Here is a 19,750-nt window from a genome sequence, read left to right as displayed (position 1 = left end):
CGGACGGCACGGGTGAGGGGGCGGGGGCCGCGGGCCGCCCGCCCCCTCACCCGTGCCGCGCTACCGTTCCGGGCCCGACGCCAACGCGTCCAGGAACGCGGCCAGTTCGCGCATGTCGATGCCCTCCAGTTCCTCGGGCCGTATGACCAGGCGCAGTTCGCGGCAGATCGCGCCCTCCCGGGAGCGGGCCACGAAGGACATCAGGATCAGCCGGAGCAGGCTGTCCCGGTCGAGGTGGCCGAGCCGTGCCAGCCCGGAGCCGACCAACGGCATGGCCACCCTCTCCAGTTGGGCGTGCGCGCGCAGCGCGTCCCACAGTCCGCCCAGGCCCCGCCACAGGTCCTCCACGCCGGAGGAGGCCACGTAGTCGTTGCCGATCCGGCTGTAGGCGACGCCGAACACCAGCCGGGGCCGGGTGCCCAGCACCGCCACCGTGCCGACCGGGTAGCGGTCGAGCTTGCCGAGCGGCTTGTCCGCCCGCTCCTCCCGCGCGACGGGCCGGGCGGAGGCGAGCGCCGCGCCCAGCTCCGCGTCCAGGCGGTCCACGTCGCCGCCGTAGCGGCGGTCCAGCAGTTGCGCCTGCACACTGTCGCCGTTGATGACCCGGCCGCCGGCCGACAGGGTGTCGAAGGTGTCGCAGAACCCGACGACGAGATGGGCCGGCTGGTCGAACACGTCGCCCGTCTCGACGACCACCGTCATGTCGGGCCGCCGGAACACCTGCCGTACCCGGGCCGCCGGACGTGACCGCAGCAGCCCCCAGCCCAGGCAGGCCCCCACCGACAGCCCGACGACCGCGCCGGAAGCGCTGTGCGGCACGAACGGGCCCACGACCTGGGACACGGCGGACAGCCCGCCGAACGCCACCATCGTGTCGCGCACGAAGACCTGCCGGGCGCGCCGCGTGCCCCGTGGCAGACGCAGACGCAGACGCGGGCCCGGGTGGGGGTCGGGGTGGGGGCGTGGGGGGCGTGGCCGGATCGCGTCCGGGGGCCGTATCGGGCTCATCGGGTCCAGCCCGCCGGAATCACCCGAACTCATGGATTCCCCAAGGCATCATGATAATCTTTCAGTCACTATGGCTGACGCAGAGTGACGCAAAACCGCCGGGGGGCGACGCGGATGGCCGGTGCAAGAGCACGTATCCGGGTGAAGGTACTGGGCCCGGTCCAGCTCGAGGTCGACGGGGTTCCGGTCCGGCTGACCCCGCTGACGGTACGGCTGCTGGTCCGTCTGGTGGCGGCCGAGGGCGAGGCGGTGCCGGTACGGCAGCTGCGCCGCGACGTGTGGGGACTCGCGGACGAGCCGCGCCATCTGGACCAGCGCAACCGCAACGAGGTGCAGAAACGGGTCCTGGAGCTGCGGCGGGCGCTGGCCCCCGGCCAGGACAGCGCGGGAACGCATGTCCTGCGCACCGAGCAGCAGGTCACCGTGCAGGGCCCGGAGACCGCCTACCGTCTGGTGCTGCGGCCCGAGGAGCTGGACAGCGCGCGCTTCACCGCGATCGTCGGCGAGGCCCTGCACGCACCGCCGGCCACCGCCGCGCACCGGCTGGCCGAGGCGCTGTCCCTGGTGCGCGGCCGGCCGCTGGCCGAGGTCAACGGCGAGGGGTTCGCGGCGCCCTTCGTACGCCGCCTGACCGCCCTTCAGGACTCCGCGCGACGCGAACTGGTCCGCGTGCAGACCGACCTGGGACGGCCCGAACTCGCCCTGCCGGTCGCCGAACTGATGGCCCACGAGCATCCCGACGACGCCGAGGCCGCGCGTGTCCTCGACGCGCTGCGCGCGGAGCTGCGCGCCCGGCACGGGGCCGAACTGCTGCGGCACCGGGTGCCGTTGCCCGGCCAGCGGGCCGATGTGGTGCTGGTGCGCGGCGACTTGTTCGACCAGGTGGACTGCAACCTGGTGATCGGGTTCTCCGACACCTTCGACACGGAGACCGCGGAAGACCTGGTGATCAGCCGGGAGAGCCTGCAGAGCCAGCTCGTCGACCGGCTGTTCGCCGGGCGGCGACGCCTGCTGGACGACCGGCTGCGGGCGGGGCTGCGGGCGGTGAAGGCGGCGGGCACCGAGACCGTGCGGACCAAGCCGCTGGGCCGGCGGGTCCGTTATCCGGTGGGCACGACCGTGATGGTGCCGGTCGAGGGCCGCCGGGTGTTCGCCACGGCCTATTCGCGGCTCGGCAACGATCTGGTGGCCAGGTCCAACCACCTCGACCTGCGGCTGAGCCTGGAGCACCTGTGGGCCTCGGTGGCGGTGCACGGCCTGTTCAAGCCGGTCGCCGTCCCGCTGATCGGCTCCGGCCTTGCCCGTGTCACCGACCTGGACCGGGGCCAGCTGGCCGCGCTGATCGTGGACTCGTTCATCGACGCCTGCGGCCGCTACCCCGCGCTGACCCCCGAACTGCGGATCGTCATCCTGCCCCAGGAGCTGGCCCGGACCGACCTGGCCCCGGTGGAGAAGCGGTTCGAGGACCTGGTGCTCGGGCTGCGCGCGGCGGACTGACGGCGAAGGTGGGGCCGGGCGGAGGCCCGGGCGTGTCCCCCGGGCCGGCGGGCTGCTCCGCATCTCTCCGTTCCCCCTTCGCGGCATCGTCCCGCCGGCCACGCCTCGCGCCGCTTCGCCCGGCCTCACCGCTGTCCACGAGACCACCCCGGGCGCTTCCGCCGGTACCCGCCAACCGCTTCCGATCCGATTCCGGGACGCCCCCGCCGGCGGGCTCAGTGATGGACCATGGTGCAGGCGACCGTGGCCTTCCCGTCGGCCGTGTTGACGACGAACCTGCTTCCGCTGAGGCCGCCGATGTCGAACCGCCCCGTCCGGTCCGTGGAGACGGTGCCCGAGGCGGAACCGGAGTAGGTCACCTTCGCACCGCCGGGGAACCCCACACCCCAGAGGTGGTAGTTGCCGTCGGACTCCGTTTCGACATGGCACACCGCGCGGGACGGGGCGTGCGGCGCGGCGGCGGCAGAGGCGTGTGCGGTCATCGTGGGGCCCACCGCGAGCGCGGGGGCGGCAAGGAGGGCGAGCGCTGCGAGACGACGAGTTCGGTTCATCATTCAACCTGCTTTGGATGCCGTTCTTTGGATGCCATGGGATGCCATGGCATCCCATGGATGCGACCGGTGGGACGTGACGGCTCCGCCACGTCGCGCACATGTCGCCCCGCAGGGGGGATCCATCCCGCCCACCATGCGGGCAACTGTGCGTAGCCTGACAGCATTTACACCGTATCGTCCTTCATTTCGCACGGCATCTCACCGGTCAGGACAGCGAGCGGGCCGGGGGCCGGGAGCGGCTTCGGCGGCCCCGTCCCGCCGGCCGGGCGGCCGATGGCGCAGGACCGGTCCCCCCTGACCGTTGGGTCCCGCACGGAACGGGTCTATCGTCGGAATCATCGGGCCAGAACGAGGGGGAACGAGGAGGACGGCCGGTGATGCCGCAGGACGAGGCCGTGATCGGCTGCACGGGGACGGTGCTCATCGGAACCCGCGGTTCCACAGGACCCGGCGAAGTCCTGGTGCGGGTCAGAGGCGGTTCGGAGACGTTCCTCGCCTGGTCGGAGGAGCCCCTGCCGGTCGGCGCGACGGTGCTCGTGATCGAATCACGAGGATGCCGCGAGGTCGGCGTCATCGAGTGGGTGGATCCATTGGACGCGCTCGGCGACAGCGCCGAGGCCGGCTGAGGAGTAACAGGAATGTTCGGATACCGCGTACCCGCTCCCGACGAGGCGATGTTGATCTCGGGGGGCAGGCGGGGACTGGGGGGCGCGCCGTTCCGAGTGGTCACGGGGCATGGAAAGTTCGTGCTGCCGGTCTTCCGGAAGGTCCGGTTCCTCACCCTGTCCATGTGTGAGTCCGAGGTCACCGAGACCTGCGTGACCAAGCAGGGCATCGCGTTGCACGTCCGCGCGGTCATCGCCTTCAAGGTCGGCAACGACCACGAGAGCATCATCAACGCGGGCCAGCGGTTCCTCTCCGACCAGGAGCAGATGTCGGTGCTCACCGGCCGGATCTTCGCCGGGCACCTGCGGGCCATCATCGGCTCGATGACGGTCGAGGAGATCGTCACCGAGCGGCAGAAGCTCGCCGCGGAGGTGCTGGACACCTCGAAGACGGAGATGGCGAAGATCGGGCTGATCGTCGACTCGCTGCAGATCCAGTCCATCGACGACGGCGACACCGGCTACATCGACGCCATGTCCGCCCCGCACAAGGCGGCCATCCAGCGGCAGGCGCAGATCGCCCAGGCCCAGGCCACCCAGGCCTCGGTCGAGGCGGAGCAGGTGGCGGCCCGCAACCAGGCCGAGTACGCCCGGCAGACCGCGATCGTCAGGGCCGAGTACTCGGCCGAGGTGGACCGCGCCCAGGCGCAGGCCGCGCAGGCGGGACCGCTGGCGCAGGCGCACGCCCAGCAGGAGGTGCTCGCCGCCCAGACGGAGCTGGCCCAGCGCCAGGCCAAGCTGCGCCAGGAGCAGCTGGTCGCCGAGATCGTGCGGCCCGCCGAGGCCGAGGCCGAGCGGGTCAGGATCCTCGCGGCCGCCGAGGCGGAGCGGATGAAGATCCAGGCGGAGGCGGCGGCGTCGTACGACCGGGTCGCGCTCGACCGGATGCTGATCGACCAGCTCCCGCAGATCGTCAAGGAGGCCGCCGGCGGTCTCGCGGGCGCCAACGTCAACGTCCTCAACGGCGCGGACGGCCTCGGCGAGCTCGCCGCCGGTCTGGTGTCCCAGGGCCTGACCATCCTCGACTCGGTCCGGCAGAACCTGGGCGGCCAGGACTCCGACGGGCAGCGCCCCGACGGCCGCCGCTCCGGCGAGAGCGAGAACGGCGGCCTGCTCCAGCTGCCCACCAGCAAGGGGCGGAAGTCGGACGACGGTCCGGTGGACGTCGACTAGTCCGCCTACGGGCACCTGCCAGACCGACCGGACCAGCGCGTTCGCCCTCGCGAGGGCGGGCGCGCTGGTCTTCAGCCCTTCCGCGGTGCGTGAGTCCGTCGGCTTACAGGCCGCTGACCTTGACCGGGAACTTCTGGATCGTCGCGACGACGGTGTCGGGGTTTCCCAGGTCGCTGAGGTCGACCGGATTCTGTAGCTGGAACTCGTCGCCCTTCGGGGGGTACTGGGTCAGCTGCCCGATGAGCGTGAACTGGTTCTTCGTGTACAGGACCAGCGGCTCGCTGCCCGGCTGTTGGATGACCATGGTGAAGGGGCTCATGACCAGGGAGCACTCGTACCCGAGCTGGGACCGCTTCAGCAGGCTGACCGCATCGGCTTCGCCGTCACTCTGCTCGATGGTGATGGTGCCGCCCTTGGCCTTCCCCTCCAGCGCGGGGAATTCCGCGGTCATCTGGAAGCCGATCAGCCGCAGCCGGACGCTGTTGATCGGGTCGTTCGGGTTGGGTTCGACGCGGTGCTGCCAGCCCCCGCGGAAGTCCACGGAGACGGGCTTGTTCCGGATCTGCAAGGGGACGTTGATGGCAAGCGAGTTGCACGGGATCTGGGCGCCGGTCGGGGGAAGAGCAGGCATGCGGCGTTCCTTCGGGTAGCGGGGCGGGACGGGGATCCGTCACTCCCACCCTTGGGCCGGGGACGCCCCCACGCGAGCGGTGCCGTCCGTACAGACCACAGGCTCCCCCAGCGCACACCTGGGAGCGGAGGTCTGCCTGTGACGCGGCCTGAGTGCTTCAGTCGGCCGGCCGCGCGGTCAAGCTGCGCCTGCCAGGGCTGAGGGTCGCCGGCGACGCCGATACGGCCGCCCGGATCGAGGGGTCTTCGGGAAGCGATACGGGGCCGCTGGTGGTGCAGGACGGGCGACATCGCGAGCACTCCGAGTAGCCGTCTGCGCACATTCTGCGACCATGGTGTCGGGCGGTCGCCATCTCGCGATGACGGCGTGACGGGACCGGCCATCCGGCGAACCCGTGAAACACGCAAGGAGTCGATCGATCATGTCCGCACCCGTCGTTGACGTCTGGGGCCCGGTCGCCCCCGGGGCCCGCTCCTCGTATCCCCCCGCTCCGGAACCCCATGACGAGTGGCCCCTCGCCGGCGGAACGGCCTGGGTCTACTACAGCCCGCTGAACCGCAGGCAGCTCATCAGGCCCGTCATCCTCTCCGACGGCTTCTCCAGCGGGTCGAGCAACCTCGACCAGCTCTGGCACGGCCTGGAGGAGAGCGGCGACTACCGCTTCATCTCCGAACTGCACGCGGCCGGCCGGGACGTGATCATCCTCGGCTACCACGACCGGACGGCCTCGATCACGGCCAACGCCGACACCGCCATCGAATGCATCCGCCGGGCCGTCGCCGAGCGAGCAGGCAGGGCGAAGCTGGTCGTGGGCGGATTCAGCATGGGCGGACTGGTCACCCGCTACGCGCTGGCCAAGATGGAGCAGGACCCCGAGCCTCCCGGCCACGAGACGTCGGTCTACCTCTCCTACGACACCCCGCACAACGGTGCGTGGTTCCCCATCGCCCTCCAGGCGTTCACGCACTTCGCGACGGACAAGTGGGGGGACGCTCCCGCCGTGGGCCCCGTCCTGCGCCAGTTCTCCGGGCTGCTCAACAGCACCGCCGCGAAGCAGATGGCGCGGTGGCACATCGAGAAGGTCGGCGACACCCCGGAGCAGGCACCGGAGCGGGTGGCGTTCCTCCGGGCGCTCGACGAGGTCGGGGGATGGCCGCGGACCGTCCGCACGATCGGTGTCGCCAACGGCGTGGGCACCGGCGCCGGCAACGGTGTCAAGGCCGGCGCGACCGCGGTGAGGTGCGACGGTGACACGCTGCACGACACGTGGCTCAAGACCCAGGCACAGGGCGAGCAGGTCGTCGCACGCCTGCAGAAGGCAGGCGAGGAGCCGGTGTCGGTTCGCACCAACGGGCTGCCCGAGATCGACGGTGCTCCCGGGGGCCTGTTCACCATGCCGTCCCCTGCGGGCGACACCGGCAGCTTCGGCCTGGCCGCCCTCCTCATGGCCCTCATCGGCAACGAGGTGGACCAGGACGCCATCACCACGTCCTGCTTCATCCCCAGCATCAGCGCCGTCGCCGCCGGTGACATCAAGGACCCGAAGGCGCTCTACCGGCCGATCACACCGGACCACAGCGCACTCGACGCCTTCGCGTGCGCCAGCCGCAACGAAGGACACACCACCATGACCGAAGAACTCGGCACGTGGATCGTGAACGAGATCGTCGCGGCCGGGTGACCATCCGGGGCGGGCGGGCCGTACCGGCAGAAGCCCGCCCGCCCCGGTACCTCGGCCCACGTCTCCGGGAGTCAAGCCGAGGGTTTGCGCTGGTACCGGATAACGTGACTGCCTGACAGCCGTGCCTCCCTTTGGAATGAAGTTCAGGATGCACATCCTGGAAGACCCGTCCGAGCTCTCGGCGCGCGCACAGGACCTCCTGCGTCGGACAGGCCGTCGTGAGTGCCCCTCGCGGTTCTCGCTGCCGATAGAGCTCTGGCAAGTGCACGACCATGCCAGGAACCTCGTCCCCGCCCCCATGGATCTCATCATCCGATGCGAGGGATTCGAGAGGAAGTTCGGAGGCCTGCGCTACGAGGTACGCCGTAGCCGGGTCGTGAACGGGGACCGGTACGAGACCGTCCGCGGGTGGGAGTACGACCACCTCGGTATGAAGACGCGCGCATGGCAGGACCCCGCAAGAGGTGGCTGGTATTTCGAATGGACCGGCGAGCGGGTGTCGAAGCCGTGCCGGGACTTGATCCACACCGACGGCAGTGTGGGCACCGACGTCGATGGCGCCAGTCCCTACCTGCCCATCGCGCCGTCCCTCCTGCATCTGATCGAATCGCATGCCCTCACGGACACCGTCGCGACGTGGAAGCCATGGCCCGCAGGCAGTCTCGCGGCCTCGGCCGTCACACTCCTCGACGGCCTGGTGGAAGTGCCTGAAGCCTCGTGGAGTTCCTCGCGGTGGCGGCTGTCGGACACCGTTGCCGTCATGGACCACGACACTTGGGATCGCGAGAACCCGCGCCGCCTGACGCTCGTCTGGTCTCGCGAAGAAGCCGGTCACCGCCAGGTGCAGGCGGTCCTGGACGGTTTGCGGCATGTGCCCACGATCAGGGAGACGCCGTGACCGGCGATGGCACGACTTCGTAGAGGCGCCGGGCGACCAGGTCGTCAGGGGGCACCGGGCGACCGAGCCACTCCGGCCACGGACGGCAGCCCATCGCCGCGAGTCACACGCCCCCGTCGTCGATGGACTCAAAAATCGAACACGTGCTTGAATTCGGGCATGCGATCGTTTCCCGCGGACCTGGCCCGGGCGCAGCAGGAATGGAGCGCCATCTACCGGCAGCTCGCCGAGCGGCCCGGGCGTACCGAGCTGCGCCGGCGGCTGCACCTGCTGTCGGCGCAGGTGTTCTTCCATCCCTACTGGCAGCAACGGCGCCCGAGCCCCGCCGCATGGTGGGAGCTGCGTGCCCTCGGACGATCGGACAGGGCAGGGAGCGGAGGAGCCTCGGATGACGGGCTGGAGTGCGGGACCGTACGTCCCGGATGATCCTGAAGGCATGTCCGGACCGATACGGGTGACCGTGCATCCACCGTCGCCGACGGGTGGCCGGCGCGTGCGTGTGGACGGCGAGATCCTCGGGCTGGCGCACAGCGTGACCGACGTCGCCGAGTTCCTTCGCCGCGCCGGGCTGGAGATCGACCCGGCGGAGGTCGCGCAGGCGCCGTGGATCGACTGGCGGGGCGGTGGGCCGGAGCGCTGGGGGCCGGAGATGTGAGGGCCCCGGCGCCGGGCAACGCGCGAGGCCCGTCCACACAGTGGACGGGCCTCGGGATGGAGCGCCGGGCAGGCCTTGCACCTGCATTTCCCCGCAGGAAGCGGGGCGTCTTTCCTTGGACGACCAACGCAGCACCGGGCGACCCCGATCGGGCCGGCCAGCTCTGAATTGATCATAGCCCATGCGGGTGGGGCGTGCCCGCACCGGACGGTGACCTGGTCGCGAAGCCCGGGGGCCGCGGGGAGCGGGGGCGGAAGCGGTCCAGGTAGTAGGCGCGGCGGGTGTCCGGCTGTCCGTCCGGGGTGCCGGCGGTCCGGGCGGCGGTGACGGTCCGCCAGCAGACGGCGACCGCCGCCTTGAAGAACGCGGACGCGGATTCGGGTTCGTGGTCGGCGGCGGTGACCTCGACCAGCAACCGCTCGGGTTCGTGGACGTTCTCGGGGGCCGGGGCGCGCTCGGCGGCGGCCTCCGGCGCGGAATGGCCGGGTGACGCTGGCCGGTTGGGCAGGGTCGTGCCCGGTTCGGCCTGCGGGCCGTGGGGGGCACGCAGGGTGGTCGCGGCGACGATGATCTCCAGGTGTTCCGCGAAGTTCGGTCCCGGTACCGGGATTTCGAGGTCCGGGTGGAGGTCGTAGCCGATGGCCACGGCGGTGGCCACGAAGTCTATGACCGCGGCCGCGGTCGGGGTGTGCCGGCGGGGGGTGGCCCGGGTGAGGCGGCTGAGTATGCGCAGGACCGTGGGCAGGCTGGTGTCGGCGGTCACCATCCGGTACGCCGGGGCGTCCCCGCAGGCCGCACCGTCGCCGTCCGGCGCGTGGGATCCCGCCTGGGCCTGCCACAGGGCGGCGGCATGGGTGTCACCGCGGGCGAGGTGCTGCAGGTAGAGGCAGTACGACGGGGGCTCGTCCCCGGCGCCGGCGGCGTACTGCCACCAGAAGCGGGCCCCGTCGTCGGCACCGGCGAGCTGGAGGGCGCAGCCGAGGATCCAGGCGGCCCGCGGCTGCGGCAGCTGGTCGGTGAGGAAGTCGGCGAGCTGGTCCGGCGTGCAGTGCGCGACGACGGCCTCGCACAGGGCGGCGAGGCTCTGTGCGGCGGCGTTGTCGGCCAGGTCGGGTCCGTCGCCGTCCCACAGCAGCCGGCCGTCGTCGGTGAAGGCGGGGTAGGCCATGTCGTCGTACGGCACGACGTCGGCGGGGACGTGCGGATCGGGCAGCAGCAGGGACTGGGCGAGAAGGTCGTCGATGATGCTCATGGCCGTGGTGATCACTCCAGGGTGTCGGTGCGGAGGTAGAGACCGGTCAGCGCCCCTCGGGCGTGGTGGTCCAGGGTGTGGGTCATGGCCGGGGTCAGGCCGACGATGCCGGGCACGGCATCGGGACGGACGCCGCACAGGTGGCGCAGCACGATGACGTCCATCTGGTCCTGGGGCAGCCGGGCGATCGCGCCGAAGAAGTCCGCCATCGTGTCGATACGGGTCTTGCGCTCGCCCAGGTCGGCGATGCCCGCCTGGGCGACGGTGGCGAAGGCCGCCTGCCGCAGGTCGGGGTGCCCGTCCTGCTGGGCGGCCCGGGACATGACCCGGGCGCGCAGCAACTGCCAGGCGTGGCGCGGGGTGTCGGGGACGGCGATCGCCTCGTCCCAGGTGAGCCAGAGGATGTCGAAGGTCTCCCCGACCGCGCGCTGGGCCCGGTTCTCGGACTGCAGGAAGGCCCGCGCGTAGGCGGTGTAGGGCCGGCGCATGATCTGGGTGAGGCCCAGGTGCGCGACGGGCGGCTGCTCGGGGCCCAGCGGCTGCACGGCGCGGATGCGGTTCTCGATCCAGCCCTGGTTCTTGTCCGCCTCCCGGGCGGCCGCGGTCCACAGCCGGCGCAGCGGCCACGGCGGCAGGTCCAGGGCCTTCACCACGCTGTAGGTGATCTCCCAGCCGGGGTAGTAGCCCTTGCCGCGCAGGAGTTCCGACAGCCGTGTCTTGGAGTAGCCGGAGCGGCCGACGAGTTCGTCGAGGGTCAGCCCGCTGGCGACGAGCCGGTCGCGGACCGGCTCCAGCCAGGTGCGGTGGGCGACGCCGACGTCCTCGCCGATCGGCTCCGGCGGGCGGCCGCGGCGACTGGGAGGGTCTCCGCCGGGCTGTTCGGGCACCTCTGGCTTCTTCACCGCGACGGCTCCTCGCTCCCGGCCGGGACCGCCGGGGAAGGGGCCGCCGGTGCGGGAGGCGTCGGCGCGGGGAGCACCGATGCGGGGAGCACCGATGCGGGGAGCGCCGGTGCGGGAGGCGTCGGGCCCTGTCCGGGGTTCGTGCCGCCGGGGCCGCCCAGCGCGGCGCCGATCTGCTGGACGAGGAGTCCGAGCGAGGGCAACAGCGCGGCGACCGCCGCGAGTTGCCCCAGCACGGTCATCACCGTGCTCCACACGAGGACCGCCGCCAGTACGGCCACGGTCATCATCTGCCTGTTGGTCATCTCACCTTCCCTGGAAGGAAGAAGCGTCTGGAAGCCGCTCCCCCGCGGCGGTGCTGAGGCGCCGCGGAGGAGTTGGACGACAGCATGGTGGGACGACCGGTCGACACTCAATGTGATCATGGGATTACGGAACAATCACACCGCAAGCCTCATGGGGTCCGGTGCGCCCGTTACTCCATGACGGCCGCCCGCGGGGGCAACTCGGCGCCTAATGAACGCCTTTGGGGGCGAACCCGTACGTGACGTTGCGGCGCGGGCGGGATGGCGCACCATGGAAATCGGACGCCTCCCCCGGCGTCGCACCTTCCGGTCTGGAAGGTCACGCGGGCCCCTTGTGCTGAGGAACGACCGAAGGGGACCGCCTCCGCTTCCGTCCGGCCGAGCACGCGCCGGACGGAAGCCGGGGGTGATGGCGACCAGGCCAGCCCGGCGCGGGCTAGGCGGTGTCCGGGCGGCGGGGTGCCTTGGCCAGGTCGCGGGCCTGAGATCTCTCCTCGGGGGAGGAGAACAGGGGTGCTTCTGCCCCGGGCGACGGCTCGGCCCCGGAGGCTCGCAGGGTCCCCGGGCTCGGCAGGCCCTGTCCGCCGCCGGTGACGGGCAGGGGCGGGCGGTGGCCGGGGACGCCGGGGGGCGGGGACGCGGGGCCGCCGGGGAAGGCGGGTCTGGTACGCGGGCCCCTGGCACCGGTGACCGCGTCCAGCAGGGCGGCACGCGCCTGCTGCTCGTCCAGACCGTGCAGGGTCCTGCGGATCAGCGGGGCCAGCAGAGCGGGCACGTCGGTGTCGTCGAGCGGCTCGATCACCAGCGGGACGAGACGCTCGCGCCGCGCCACCACCGACGACCACTCCTCCCGGGTCCACCGCGAGTCGTCGAAGTAGTGCCGGGAGAACAGGGCCACCACCGCGGTCGCGCTGTTCAGCGCCTCGTCCATGCGCGCCACGAAGTTGTCGCCGGCCGACCAGTCCCATACGTCCAGCACCACGCGATGGCCGGCATCGTGCAGATGCCAGGCCACCCACTCCGCCCAGACCCGGTCCGGTCCGGCGTAACTGATGAAGACCGACCCGCCGCCCGCCGCAGTCACTCTGCCTCCCCCACCGACGTCCCGTCACCCCCATGATTCCCCAAGTGCGCCGAGTACCGTGCGCTGGTTTTCTTTACGCACTCCTGACGCCGGCACCCGCATCCCGGGAGGGCCGGGAAGTGTCCTCATCCTTGTCCGGATTCTTGTCCGGATCACGTCGAGAATGGAGTGTGTGCCCATGGACGGCGCCGTTGTAGGGGTCGTGCTGGTGGTCGTGGCGGCCCTGCTCGTGCTGCGCAGCGGGATGCGGGTGGTCAACCAGGTCGAGCGTGGGGTCGTGTTCCGCCTGGGCAGGGCGCAGCCGGAGTTCCGGCGCCCCGGGATCACCTTCCTCATCCCCTTCGTCGACCGGATGCGCAAGGTGAACGTGCAGGTGGTCACCATGCCGGTGCCCACGCAGGAGGGCATCACCAAGGACAACGTGTCGGTGAAGGTGGACGCCGTCGTCTACTTCCGGGTCACCGACCCGGTCCGCGCGGCCATCGAGGTGCAGGACTACATGTTCGCCGTCGGGCAGGTCGCCCAGTCCTCGCTCCGCTCCATCATCGGCAAGAGCGACCTGGACGACCTGCTGACCGACCGCGAGCGGCTGCACGAGGGGCTCGCCCTGATGATCGACAGCCCGGCCGCCGAGTGGGGCATCCACATCGACCGCGTCGAGATCAAGGACGTACAGCTCCCGGAGTCGCTGAAGCGGTCCATGTCCCGGCAGGCCGAGGCCGAGCGGGAGCGGCGGGCCCGGGTCATCACGGCGGACGGTGAGTTCCAGGCCGCGCAGCAGCTCGCCAACGCCTCCAGGATCATGGCGGAGACCCCGGAGGCGATGCAGCTGCGCCTCCTGCAGACCGTCGTCGAGGTCGCCGCCGAGAAGAACTCCACGCTCGTCATGCCCTTCCCGGTGGAGTTGCTGCGCTACTTCGAGCGGGCGACCAAGCGGCTCGACCAGGAGGTCGAGAAGAACGAGCGGACGGCGGCGGACGAGCTCGGCACGGGTCTGAAGGCCGGGATCGAGCAGATCGCCGCCGTCGCCGACAAGTTCGGGCCGGCCGCGGAACTCACGGCTTCGCCGGAGCCGTCGCCGGAGCCGGTTCCGTCACCGGCGACGGAACCCTCCGCTCCCGCCGAGCGGCCGTAGCCAGCGACAGCGTCACCGCGAGGGACGCGGCCGCGACGATCGTCATCGCGCGGGCGGGCGAGGTGAGTTGCGCCACCGAGCCCGCCAGCGTGGCGCCGACGCCCTGCATGGTCAGCATGCCGGCCGAGTGCAACCCGAGGGCGTGGCCGCTGAGTTCGTCGGGGGTGAGAGACATCAGCCGCTCCTGCAGGACCAGGCTCGCGGCGAAGCCGACCGCGGCGAGGGTCACGCAGACCGCGGCGAGCGCGACGGGCGGGTGCAGGGCGAACACCAGGTACGGCGCGGCCAGCAGCAGCCGCAGCGGGATGTCGAGGCGGGGCCGCAGCGCGGGCGGCACGAACCGGCCGACGGTCACGTCACCGGCGAACATGCCGAGCGCCCCGCAGGCGAACAGGGCGCCGGCGGCGTGCGGGTCGTAGGAGACGTAGAGGGAGTCGCAGCCGACGACGAGCCCGTTGGGCACCCACAGGCCCAGGTAGGTGAGGCGGCGGGGGCGGGAGGACCACAGGAAGGCGTTGGTGCGCCAGGTCGCCGCGACGGACGGGCGGCCCGCGGCGCGCGGCGGCCGGGCGGTCAGCCCGAAGCGGGTGCCGAGGGCCGACGCGGCGTACAGGGCGGCCGACAGGAGCAGACAGGACCGCGGGGACAGGACCGCCAGCAGGGCACCGCCGGCCGCGAAGCCGGTGATCTGCATCAGCCCGTTGGCCATGTTGAACACCGAACGGCCCAGCAGGTAGCCGTCCTTGGAGAGGATCTCGTTGAGCAGTCCGCCGCGGACCCCGCCGCCCAGCGAGGCGACCAGGCCCTGCAGGACGACGACGCCGAAGACGGCGGCGACCGGCAGACCGGGCAGCGCCAGGGCCGCCGTGACGGCCGCGTAGGCGAGGCCCATGCCGGTGAGGGTGGCGCGCGGCGGCAGCCGGTCCGCGCCGGAGAGCAGGAACGTGGCGCCGAGGACCTGCGCGAGCTGCGGTCCGAACATGCTCACCGCCGACAGCAGGGGCGAGCCGGTGAGCCGGTAGACCAGGGTGCCGAGGGCCAGGGCTCCGATCGTCTGGGCCGCGGAGAAGGCGGCGAAAGTCAGTAAGAACGGGGGGAATTCGGGGGTGCGGAAGAGCTCGCGGTAGCTGCGCATGCAGGGAGTCTCGGAGCGGGCGGCACCCGGTCGTTAATGTTTCGCGCAGGCGCGAAAGGCCGATGCGGAGGGCCGACACGAAAGGGCCGGCGCCAAGGGCAGAAACGGGAGGTCGTCGTCATGGGCTGGTGGCTGGTCAACGCCGACACCCTGGCGCGCAGCCGGTTCGTGCTCTCGCCGTTCGCCGAGACCTTCGCGGCCCTGAAGCTGCTGCACGCGGGGGCCGGCGCGCACCCGGGCGAGGAGGCCTGGCTGCGCACGCACCTGCCGGGCTACCGCGCCTTCCTCGCGGCCGACCCGGTGACCGCGCGGCTGGTCCGCGCCGGGCTCGGCAGGGCCTGGATCGCCGACTTCCTGTCGCCCGCCCCGCGCGAGGGACAGACCGTCGCGGACGCCGCCGCCACGGTGCGCGCGACCGACCCCGCGCAGGCCCGCGCCGACCTGCGCGTCTCCCTCGCCGGACCGCTCCCGGCCGCCCTGGACCGCGACGACCTGCCCGAGCGGGCGGCCACGCTGCTGGAGTACGTCTGGGCCGAGACCGTACGGCCGGACTGGGACCGGCGCCGGCGGGTCCTGGCGGCGGACGTGGCCGCCCGGACCGCGCGGGCCAGCCAGGCGGGCTGGGCGGCCGTACTGGACTCGCTGAAGCCCGGCCAGACCCGCTGGCTCGGCGGCAACCGGCTCCAGGTGAACATGCACGAGTACCCGCCCCGCGAGATCTCCGGCGCCGACCTGCTCCTGGTCCCGGTCACACCGCAGCGCGGCTGGGTCTCCTGGCAGGAACCGGACCGGTACGCGCTGATCTACCCCTGTGCCGGGGCGCTCGCCGACCCCTCCGGGCGGGCGGTTCCGGCGGGTCTGGAGGCGCTGCTGGGGGCCGCGCGGGCCGGGGTGCTGGTGCTGCTGGACGCCCCGCTGAGCACCACCCACCTGACGGCGGTGACCGGGCAGGGCCTGGGTTCGGTCGGCCGGCATCTGCGGGTGCTGCTCGACGCCGGGCTGGTGGAGCGGCGGCGGGCCGGACGGTCGGTGCTGTACGCGCGGACGGCGGCCGGTGACGTGCTCGTGGAGGCCGGAACCCGGACCGCCACCCGGCGGGGTTAGCATCCGCTCATGACGACTTCTGAGAACAACGGGTCCGTGCTCGACGTGGAGATCGGTGCGCTGCAGGGCGGCTCCGCCGACCTGCCGGGCTACGGCGGCAAGGCCGTGCTCATTGTCAACGTGGCCTCCAAGTGCGGCCTGACCCCGCAGTACAACGGCCTGGAGAAGCTCCAGGAGCGGTACGCGGCGCAGGGCTTCACCGTGCTCGGGGTGCCCTGCAACCAGTTCATGGGCCAGGAGCCCGGCAGCGCCGAGGAGATCGCCGAGTTCTGCTCGGCGACGTACGGCGTGACCTTCCCGCTGACCGAGAAGGTCGAGGTGAACGGGGAGGGCCGGCACCCGCTCTACGACCGTCTGGTCGGGTTCGCCGACGGCGAGGGCCACACCGGGGACATCCGCTGGAACTTCGAGAAGTTCCTGATCGGCCGGGACGGACAGGTCGTCGCCCGGTTCTCGCCGCAGGCCGAGCCGGAGTCGGCGGAGGTCGTGGCGGCGGTGGAGCGCGCCCTCGGCTGAGCCGGGGCAGGGTGGCTGTCGGGGCGGTGGGCACAAGCCGAGCCCCCTCGGCAAGGACGGCGGGCTGGTCGAGAGGGCTCTGGGTAACGCTTGTGCAGTTGTGGTAGTCGGGAGCGTGAGCGGTGGGTCAGCGAGTGCCCCCCTACGCCTTGACCGAGGTCACGAAGGCGTTCCACGCGCCGGCCGGGAATGCGAGGACCGGGCCCTCCTCGACCTTGGAGTCACGTACGGCGAGTCCTGCGGTCGTCGGCGACTTGACCTCGACGCACGCCCCGTTCCCTGCGGAATAGGAGGACTTCGTCCACGTCTCCGTGGCGCCCTGAAGCAGTGCCATGTCCACTCCTGTAGCGAGTTGCTGTGGTGCTTGCTGTAGTGCGAATCACGCCAACCTTTCTGACCGGTTGGCGTGATCGACGCTACTAGCCAACTTCCTCGCCTGGAGTACCCGTTCACTCGTCCGGATGGCATATTCCGTTGGAGACTTCCGCTGGACCGTGTCCCTGCTGTACGATCCGGCGCTTCCTGCCCGAGAGGGCCGGAAGACGGCTCAGCGGGCGTACTCCTTGGCCGCGTCGGCGATGAACTGCCGGGACTGCTCGACGTTCAGCGACTGGGCGCGCAGGTGCTCGTACATCACGGCGTACTTCTGCACGTCGTGGGCCTTCTCCAGGTAGAGGTCGCTGGTCACGCCCTCCAGGTAGACGACGCTGGAGTCGGCCGCGTCGGCGAACTCCAGGATCGCGTACTGGCCGTTGAGGCCGGGATGGGCGCCGCACTCGAAGGGCAGCACCTGGACGGTGATGTGCGGCTGCTGGGACATCTCGATGAGGTACTCCAGCTGCTCGCGCATCACGAGCCTGTTGCCGACGAGCCGGCGCAGCGCGGCCTCGTCGAGCACCACCCACAGCCGAAGGGGGTTGTGTTCTGCGGTGATACGTTCCTGTCGCCGCATCCGGACCTGGACCCGCTTCTCGATGTCGGCGGCGGAGGTCTCCGGCAACGCGCCCTGCACCAGGGCCTCGGCGTACGCCCGGGTCTGCAACAGCCCGGTGACCAGCTGGGGTTCGTACACCCTCAGCGACTCGGCATCCGTCTCAAGACCGATGTAGACGCTGTACGGAATGTCCCCGAACGCATGCCACCATCCTTGCTGCCGCGAATCCCTGGCCATCTCCATCAGGGACTCGACGACCCGCTGGTCCTCGACCTCGTACACCCCGCACAGGTCGCGGACATCGCGCTGACTGATGCTCCGGCGCCCGTTCTCCAGCCGGCTGATCTTCGACTGGGAGACGAGCAACCGCTCCGCCACCTCCTCCGCCGTCATGCCCTTGAGCTCGCGGAGCCTGCGCAGCTCCTGGCCCAGCCGGCGTCGCCTGACGGTGGGATTGACATTGGACGCCACGGGACGTGCACCTCCGGCTGCCTGCCTGTAACTACCACTTTGCGTATCTGCTGTTGAGCAGACTGCCACCAAGGTGCTTCCTACCGCTGGGAAACAGTGGATATGCGGCGCGTACGCGTCAGTTCGGGCACGTTCCGGATACTCCGGACCCGGGGCGGACCCGGCGCGGACACGGCCGAGCGGGGCGACGAGGCGCGTACTGCTGCGTACGCCTCACCGCCCCGCTCGGACCAGCGGCTCCCGGAACCGGGTCTCAGGGGTGCTGTGTTGCTGCCGTGGAACTGCGGCTCAGTGCACCACGGCGCGGGCCATCGCACCTCGCCGCGGCTGCATCGGAACCCCGCGAGCGGGTTCCGGCGCACCGGGCCTGGTGCCTGGTCCGGCCTGCCGCCCGGCAGGGGCGGCGGGGTTGCGGCGTGGCTGTGCGGCCGCGCCGTTCTGCACGTCCATGACGGCGTGGGCGACGAGCCCGCCCATCGGGTCGTGCCGGATCAAGTCCCGCAGCCTGGAACGAGAGGACCGTCCCTCGTTGCCCGGATACAGGTGCTTGCCGAGACCGACCGCGTGGGCCAGGGCGGCGAGCGCGGCGGTCCGCGGGTCCGGCGGTACGCCGGTGCGGATCGCCGAATCCAGCCGGCCACGGATCTCCCGGGTGACGGCGTTGTCCGTCGCCTGGTACCGAGTGGTCGGCAGCACCCCGCACATCTGACCCGCTACGGCGGCGACCATGCCGCACCGCTCCAGATGCGCGAGATAGATCTGGCGAAGGCCCAGACGCGGCCCGCCGATCCAGTGAACAGCCCGTACGGGAGCGCCACGCCTTCGCAGCAACTCCAACGCACAGTCCAAAGTCGGATCTCCAGTCGGCCGTGGCTGCACCACGGCGATACGATCCCCGTCTGGGGCTATCCGTCCGGCCAGCGCCAGCTCTACTAGCTGTGCTCCGGCCAGACCGAGGTCGAGCGACTGCGGCTGTGCAGTGGTACCCGTGGCCGGGTCCAGTGCCAGCAGCAGAAGCTCCTCCGGAAGTGTTCTGCGGCTCCTGCCCATCCATGCCTCCCCGCGTGGATGAATGACAGGGTGACCCCTCTCACATTGGTCTGTCGAGGGTGCGTGACCGGTTCGTAAGGGAACCGGTAGGTATGTCGTTCTCGTCTACCGCAGGGGCTAAGCCCGCACACAGGACACTGGTACATGGTTCGGACAGCGCACGGCAACGTGCGAAGCGTGGAGGAGGCATCGGTGGCGGGCGAGTCCCCCGACAGGTCGAAGCAGCGCGAGTCGTCGGCAGAACCGACGTCGGGGAGCGCGGATTCGGTTCCCGAAGCACGCGATCCGCGACTGGCGGTGGCCGCCGGGAAGGAGACCGCCGGCGGCGTGGACACCGCCACCCGGGTCTTCTCGGTACGGGACCTGAAGACGGCCGAGGAGACCGGCGAGGACGACACGAAGCTCCGCGACGCGGTGGCGGCGTGGGTCCGCACGGGCGAGCCGGCGGAGGGCGCCACGGACCCGGAGGCCCCCGAGGCGGCCACGGAGGCCGAGGAGGGCCCTGAGACGCCCGAGGAGCGCCAGGAGACCCCGGAGGCCCCGGAGAACGCCGGCAAGACCGCTACGGCGCCCGAGGCAACGACCGCCCCGGAGACCGATCCGGACCCGGCGGACACCAACCCCGGCGACCCCGCCGAGCCCGAAGACGCCGCCCCCCAGGGCGAGTCGGCAACCACCACCGAGCCCGAGGACGCCAAGCCGACGACGACGGCCGAGCCCGAGGACACCAAGCCCGAGGCGACCACCGAGCCCGAAGACGCCACCCCCCAGGACAAGTCGGCGACCACCGAACCCGAGGACGCCGCACCCGAGGACAGGCCGAAGGCGACCGCCGAACCCGAAGACGCCGCACCCCAGGACGAGCCCAAGGCGACAGACGAGCCCCAGGACGCCAAGCCCGGCACCGAGCCCAAGGCGACCACCGAACCCGAGGACGCCAAGCCCGGCACCGAGCCGAAGGCGACCGCCGAACCCGAGGACGCCAAGCCCGGCACCGAGCCCAAGGCGACCACCGAACCCGAAGACGCCAAGCCCGGCACCGAGCCCAAGGCGACCACCGAACCCGAAGACGCCAAGCCCGGCACCGAGCCCAAGGCGAC

Annotated in this window: 21 protein-coding genes and 1 pseudogene; 11 read left to right on the top strand and 11 right to left on the bottom strand. The window is 71.5% G+C overall.

Annotated elements, in window-relative coordinates:
- Nucleotides 1–60: 60 nt before the first annotated feature.
- Complete coding sequence (locus KVT45_RS43110; RefSeq protein WP_308311034.1) at nucleotides 61–882, bottom strand: macro domain-containing protein; 822 nt, start codon at nucleotides 880–882, stop codon at nucleotides 61–63.
- Nucleotides 883–1,122: 240 nt separating this feature from the next.
- Between KVT45_RS43110 and KVT45_RS43105 the strand changes: the two genes are divergently transcribed.
- Nucleotides 1,123–2,505 carry a macro domain-containing protein gene (locus KVT45_RS43105; protein WP_254648188.1) on the top strand — a complete coding sequence of 461 codons (1,383 nt, stop codon included), beginning with the start codon at nucleotides 1,123–1,125 and terminating at the stop codon, nucleotides 2,503–2,505.
- A 215-nt stretch (nucleotides 2,506–2,720) separates the two neighbouring features.
- On the opposite strand, the gene KVT45_RS43100 is transcribed toward KVT45_RS43105, so the two are convergent.
- Complete coding sequence (locus KVT45_RS43100) at nucleotides 2,721–3,059, bottom strand: hypothetical protein (protein ID WP_217554981.1); 339 nt, start codon at nucleotides 3,057–3,059, stop codon at nucleotides 2,721–2,723.
- Nucleotides 3,060–3,436: 377 nt separating this feature from the next.
- Here KVT45_RS43100 and KVT45_RS43095 point away from each other — a divergent pair, with 377 nt between their 5' ends.
- Nucleotides 3,437–3,685, top strand: a complete 249-nt coding sequence (locus KVT45_RS43095; protein WP_089102112.1) for a hypothetical protein — start codon at nucleotides 3,437–3,439, stop codon at nucleotides 3,683–3,685.
- A 12-nt stretch (nucleotides 3,686–3,697) separates the two neighbouring features.
- Nucleotides 3,698–4,897 carry a flotillin family protein gene (locus tag KVT45_RS43090; RefSeq protein ID WP_217554980.1) on the top strand — a complete coding sequence of 400 codons (1,200 nt, stop codon included), beginning with the start codon at nucleotides 3,698–3,700 and terminating at the stop codon, nucleotides 4,895–4,897.
- A 103-nt stretch (nucleotides 4,898–5,000) separates the two neighbouring features.
- Here KVT45_RS43090 and KVT45_RS43085 read toward each other — a convergent pair whose 3' ends face one another.
- The gene (locus KVT45_RS43085) at nucleotides 5,001–5,528 is read right to left on the bottom strand and encodes a hypothetical protein (protein ID WP_217554979.1); all 528 of its coding nucleotides are present in this window, start codon (nucleotides 5,526–5,528) and stop codon (nucleotides 5,001–5,003) included.
- 421 nt (nucleotides 5,529–5,949) lie between these two features.
- On the opposite strand from KVT45_RS43085, the gene KVT45_RS43080 reads away from it, so the two are divergent.
- The 4 genes from KVT45_RS43080 to KVT45_RS43065 all read left to right on the top strand — a co-directional run bounded on the left by KVT45_RS43080 (nucleotide 5,950) and on the right by KVT45_RS43065 (nucleotide 8,762).
- Complete coding sequence (locus KVT45_RS43080; protein WP_217554978.1) at nucleotides 5,950–7,209, top strand: triacylglycerol lipase; 1,260 nt, start codon at nucleotides 5,950–5,952, stop codon at nucleotides 7,207–7,209.
- 148 nt (nucleotides 7,210–7,357) lie between these two features.
- A complete protein-coding gene (locus tag KVT45_RS43075; protein WP_217554977.1) occupies nucleotides 7,358–8,107 on the top strand; it encodes a hypothetical protein in 750 nt (249 codons plus the stop codon).
- 159 nt (nucleotides 8,108–8,266) lie between these two features.
- Nucleotides 8,267–8,533, top strand: a complete 267-nt coding sequence (locus tag KVT45_RS43070; protein WP_217554976.1) for a hypothetical protein — start codon at nucleotides 8,267–8,269, stop codon at nucleotides 8,531–8,533.
- Nucleotides 8,534–8,543: 10 nt separating this feature from the next.
- Nucleotides 8,544–8,762, top strand: coding sequence for a hypothetical protein (locus KVT45_RS43065; RefSeq protein WP_217554975.1), 219 nt, complete (start codon nucleotides 8,544–8,546; stop codon nucleotides 8,760–8,762).
- A gap of 172 nt (nucleotides 8,763–8,934) precedes the next feature.
- Here KVT45_RS43065 and KVT45_RS43060 read toward each other — a convergent pair whose 3' ends face one another.
- From KVT45_RS43060 to KVT45_RS58225, 4 genes are all read right to left on the bottom strand, one after another.
- Entirely contained in the window at nucleotides 8,935–10,014 is a 1,080-nt protein-coding gene (locus tag KVT45_RS43060) for a hypothetical protein (protein WP_217554973.1), read from the bottom strand.
- Nucleotides 10,015–10,025: 11 nt separating this feature from the next.
- Nucleotides 10,026–10,916: a helix-turn-helix transcriptional regulator gene (locus tag KVT45_RS43055; protein WP_217554971.1), complete on the bottom strand. Its 891-nt coding sequence runs from the start codon at nucleotides 10,914–10,916 to the stop codon at nucleotides 10,026–10,028.
- Nucleotides 10,913–11,221 (bottom strand): hypothetical protein, encoded by a 309-nt coding sequence (locus tag KVT45_RS43050; protein WP_217555024.1) that lies wholly within the window; start codon nucleotides 11,219–11,221, stop codon nucleotides 10,913–10,915. The genes KVT45_RS43055 and KVT45_RS43050 overlap by 4 nt, the downstream gene beginning before the upstream one ends.
- A gap of 436 nt (nucleotides 11,222–11,657) precedes the next feature.
- On the bottom strand, nucleotides 11,658–12,305 hold the full coding sequence (locus KVT45_RS58225) for a toll/interleukin-1 receptor domain-containing protein (protein ID WP_217554970.1): 648 nt from the start codon (nucleotides 12,303–12,305) through the stop codon (nucleotides 11,658–11,660).
- A 178-nt stretch (nucleotides 12,306–12,483) separates the two neighbouring features.
- Here KVT45_RS58225 and KVT45_RS43040 point away from each other — a divergent pair, with 178 nt between their 5' ends.
- Complete coding sequence (locus KVT45_RS43040) at nucleotides 12,484–13,440, top strand: slipin family protein (RefSeq protein WP_217554969.1); 957 nt, start codon at nucleotides 12,484–12,486, stop codon at nucleotides 13,438–13,440.
- Here KVT45_RS43040 and KVT45_RS43035 read toward each other — a convergent pair.
- Nucleotides 13,361–14,575, bottom strand: coding sequence for an MFS transporter (locus KVT45_RS43035; RefSeq protein ID WP_217554968.1), 1,215 nt, complete (start codon nucleotides 14,573–14,575; stop codon nucleotides 13,361–13,363). The genes KVT45_RS43040 and KVT45_RS43035 overlap by 80 nt on opposite strands.
- Before the next feature lie 120 nt (nucleotides 14,576–14,695).
- Between KVT45_RS43035 and KVT45_RS43030 the strand changes: the two genes are divergently transcribed.
- Together KVT45_RS43030 and KVT45_RS43025 are read left to right on the top strand one after the other, a co-directional pair.
- Entirely contained in the window at nucleotides 14,696–15,679 is a 984-nt protein-coding gene (locus KVT45_RS43030; protein ID WP_217554967.1) for a winged helix-turn-helix domain-containing protein, read from the top strand.
- Nucleotides 15,680–15,688: 9 nt separating this feature from the next.
- A complete protein-coding gene (locus KVT45_RS43025) occupies nucleotides 15,689–16,195 on the top strand; it encodes a glutathione peroxidase (RefSeq protein ID WP_217554966.1) in 507 nt (168 codons plus the stop codon).
- Nucleotides 16,196–16,337: 142 nt separating this feature from the next.
- On the opposite strand, the gene KVT45_RS43020 is transcribed toward KVT45_RS43025, so the two are convergent.
- The 3 genes from KVT45_RS43020 to KVT45_RS43010 form a co-directional block, all read right to left on the bottom strand.
- Nucleotides 16,338–16,529, bottom strand: coding sequence for a DUF397 domain-containing protein (locus KVT45_RS43020; protein ID WP_089102095.1), 192 nt, complete (start codon nucleotides 16,527–16,529; stop codon nucleotides 16,338–16,340).
- 213 nt (nucleotides 16,530–16,742) lie between these two features.
- Nucleotides 16,743–17,600, bottom strand: coding sequence for a helix-turn-helix transcriptional regulator (locus KVT45_RS43015; protein WP_217554965.1), 858 nt, complete (start codon nucleotides 17,598–17,600; stop codon nucleotides 16,743–16,745).
- Nucleotides 17,601–17,888: 288 nt separating this feature from the next.
- Nucleotides 17,889–18,650: a GPP34 family phosphoprotein gene (locus KVT45_RS43010; protein ID WP_089102093.1), complete on the bottom strand. Its 762-nt coding sequence runs from the start codon at nucleotides 18,648–18,650 to the stop codon at nucleotides 17,889–17,891.
- Nucleotides 18,651–18,827: 177 nt separating this feature from the next.
- On the opposite strand from KVT45_RS43010, the pseudogene KVT45_RS56905 reads away from it, so the two are divergent.
- Nucleotides 18,828–19,750: pseudogene (locus KVT45_RS56905) on the top strand (D-alanyl-D-alanine carboxypeptidase); the annotation flags it as partial.

The sequence above is a fragment of the Streptomyces sp. GbtcB6 genome (genome assembly GCF_019091475.1).
Classification (GTDB): domain Bacteria; phylum Actinomycetota; class Actinomycetes; order Streptomycetales; family Streptomycetaceae; genus Streptomyces; species Streptomyces hyaluromycini.
Note: the sequence above shows the minus strand (reverse complement) of the source record. Positions and strands in the feature narration are given on the sequence as shown.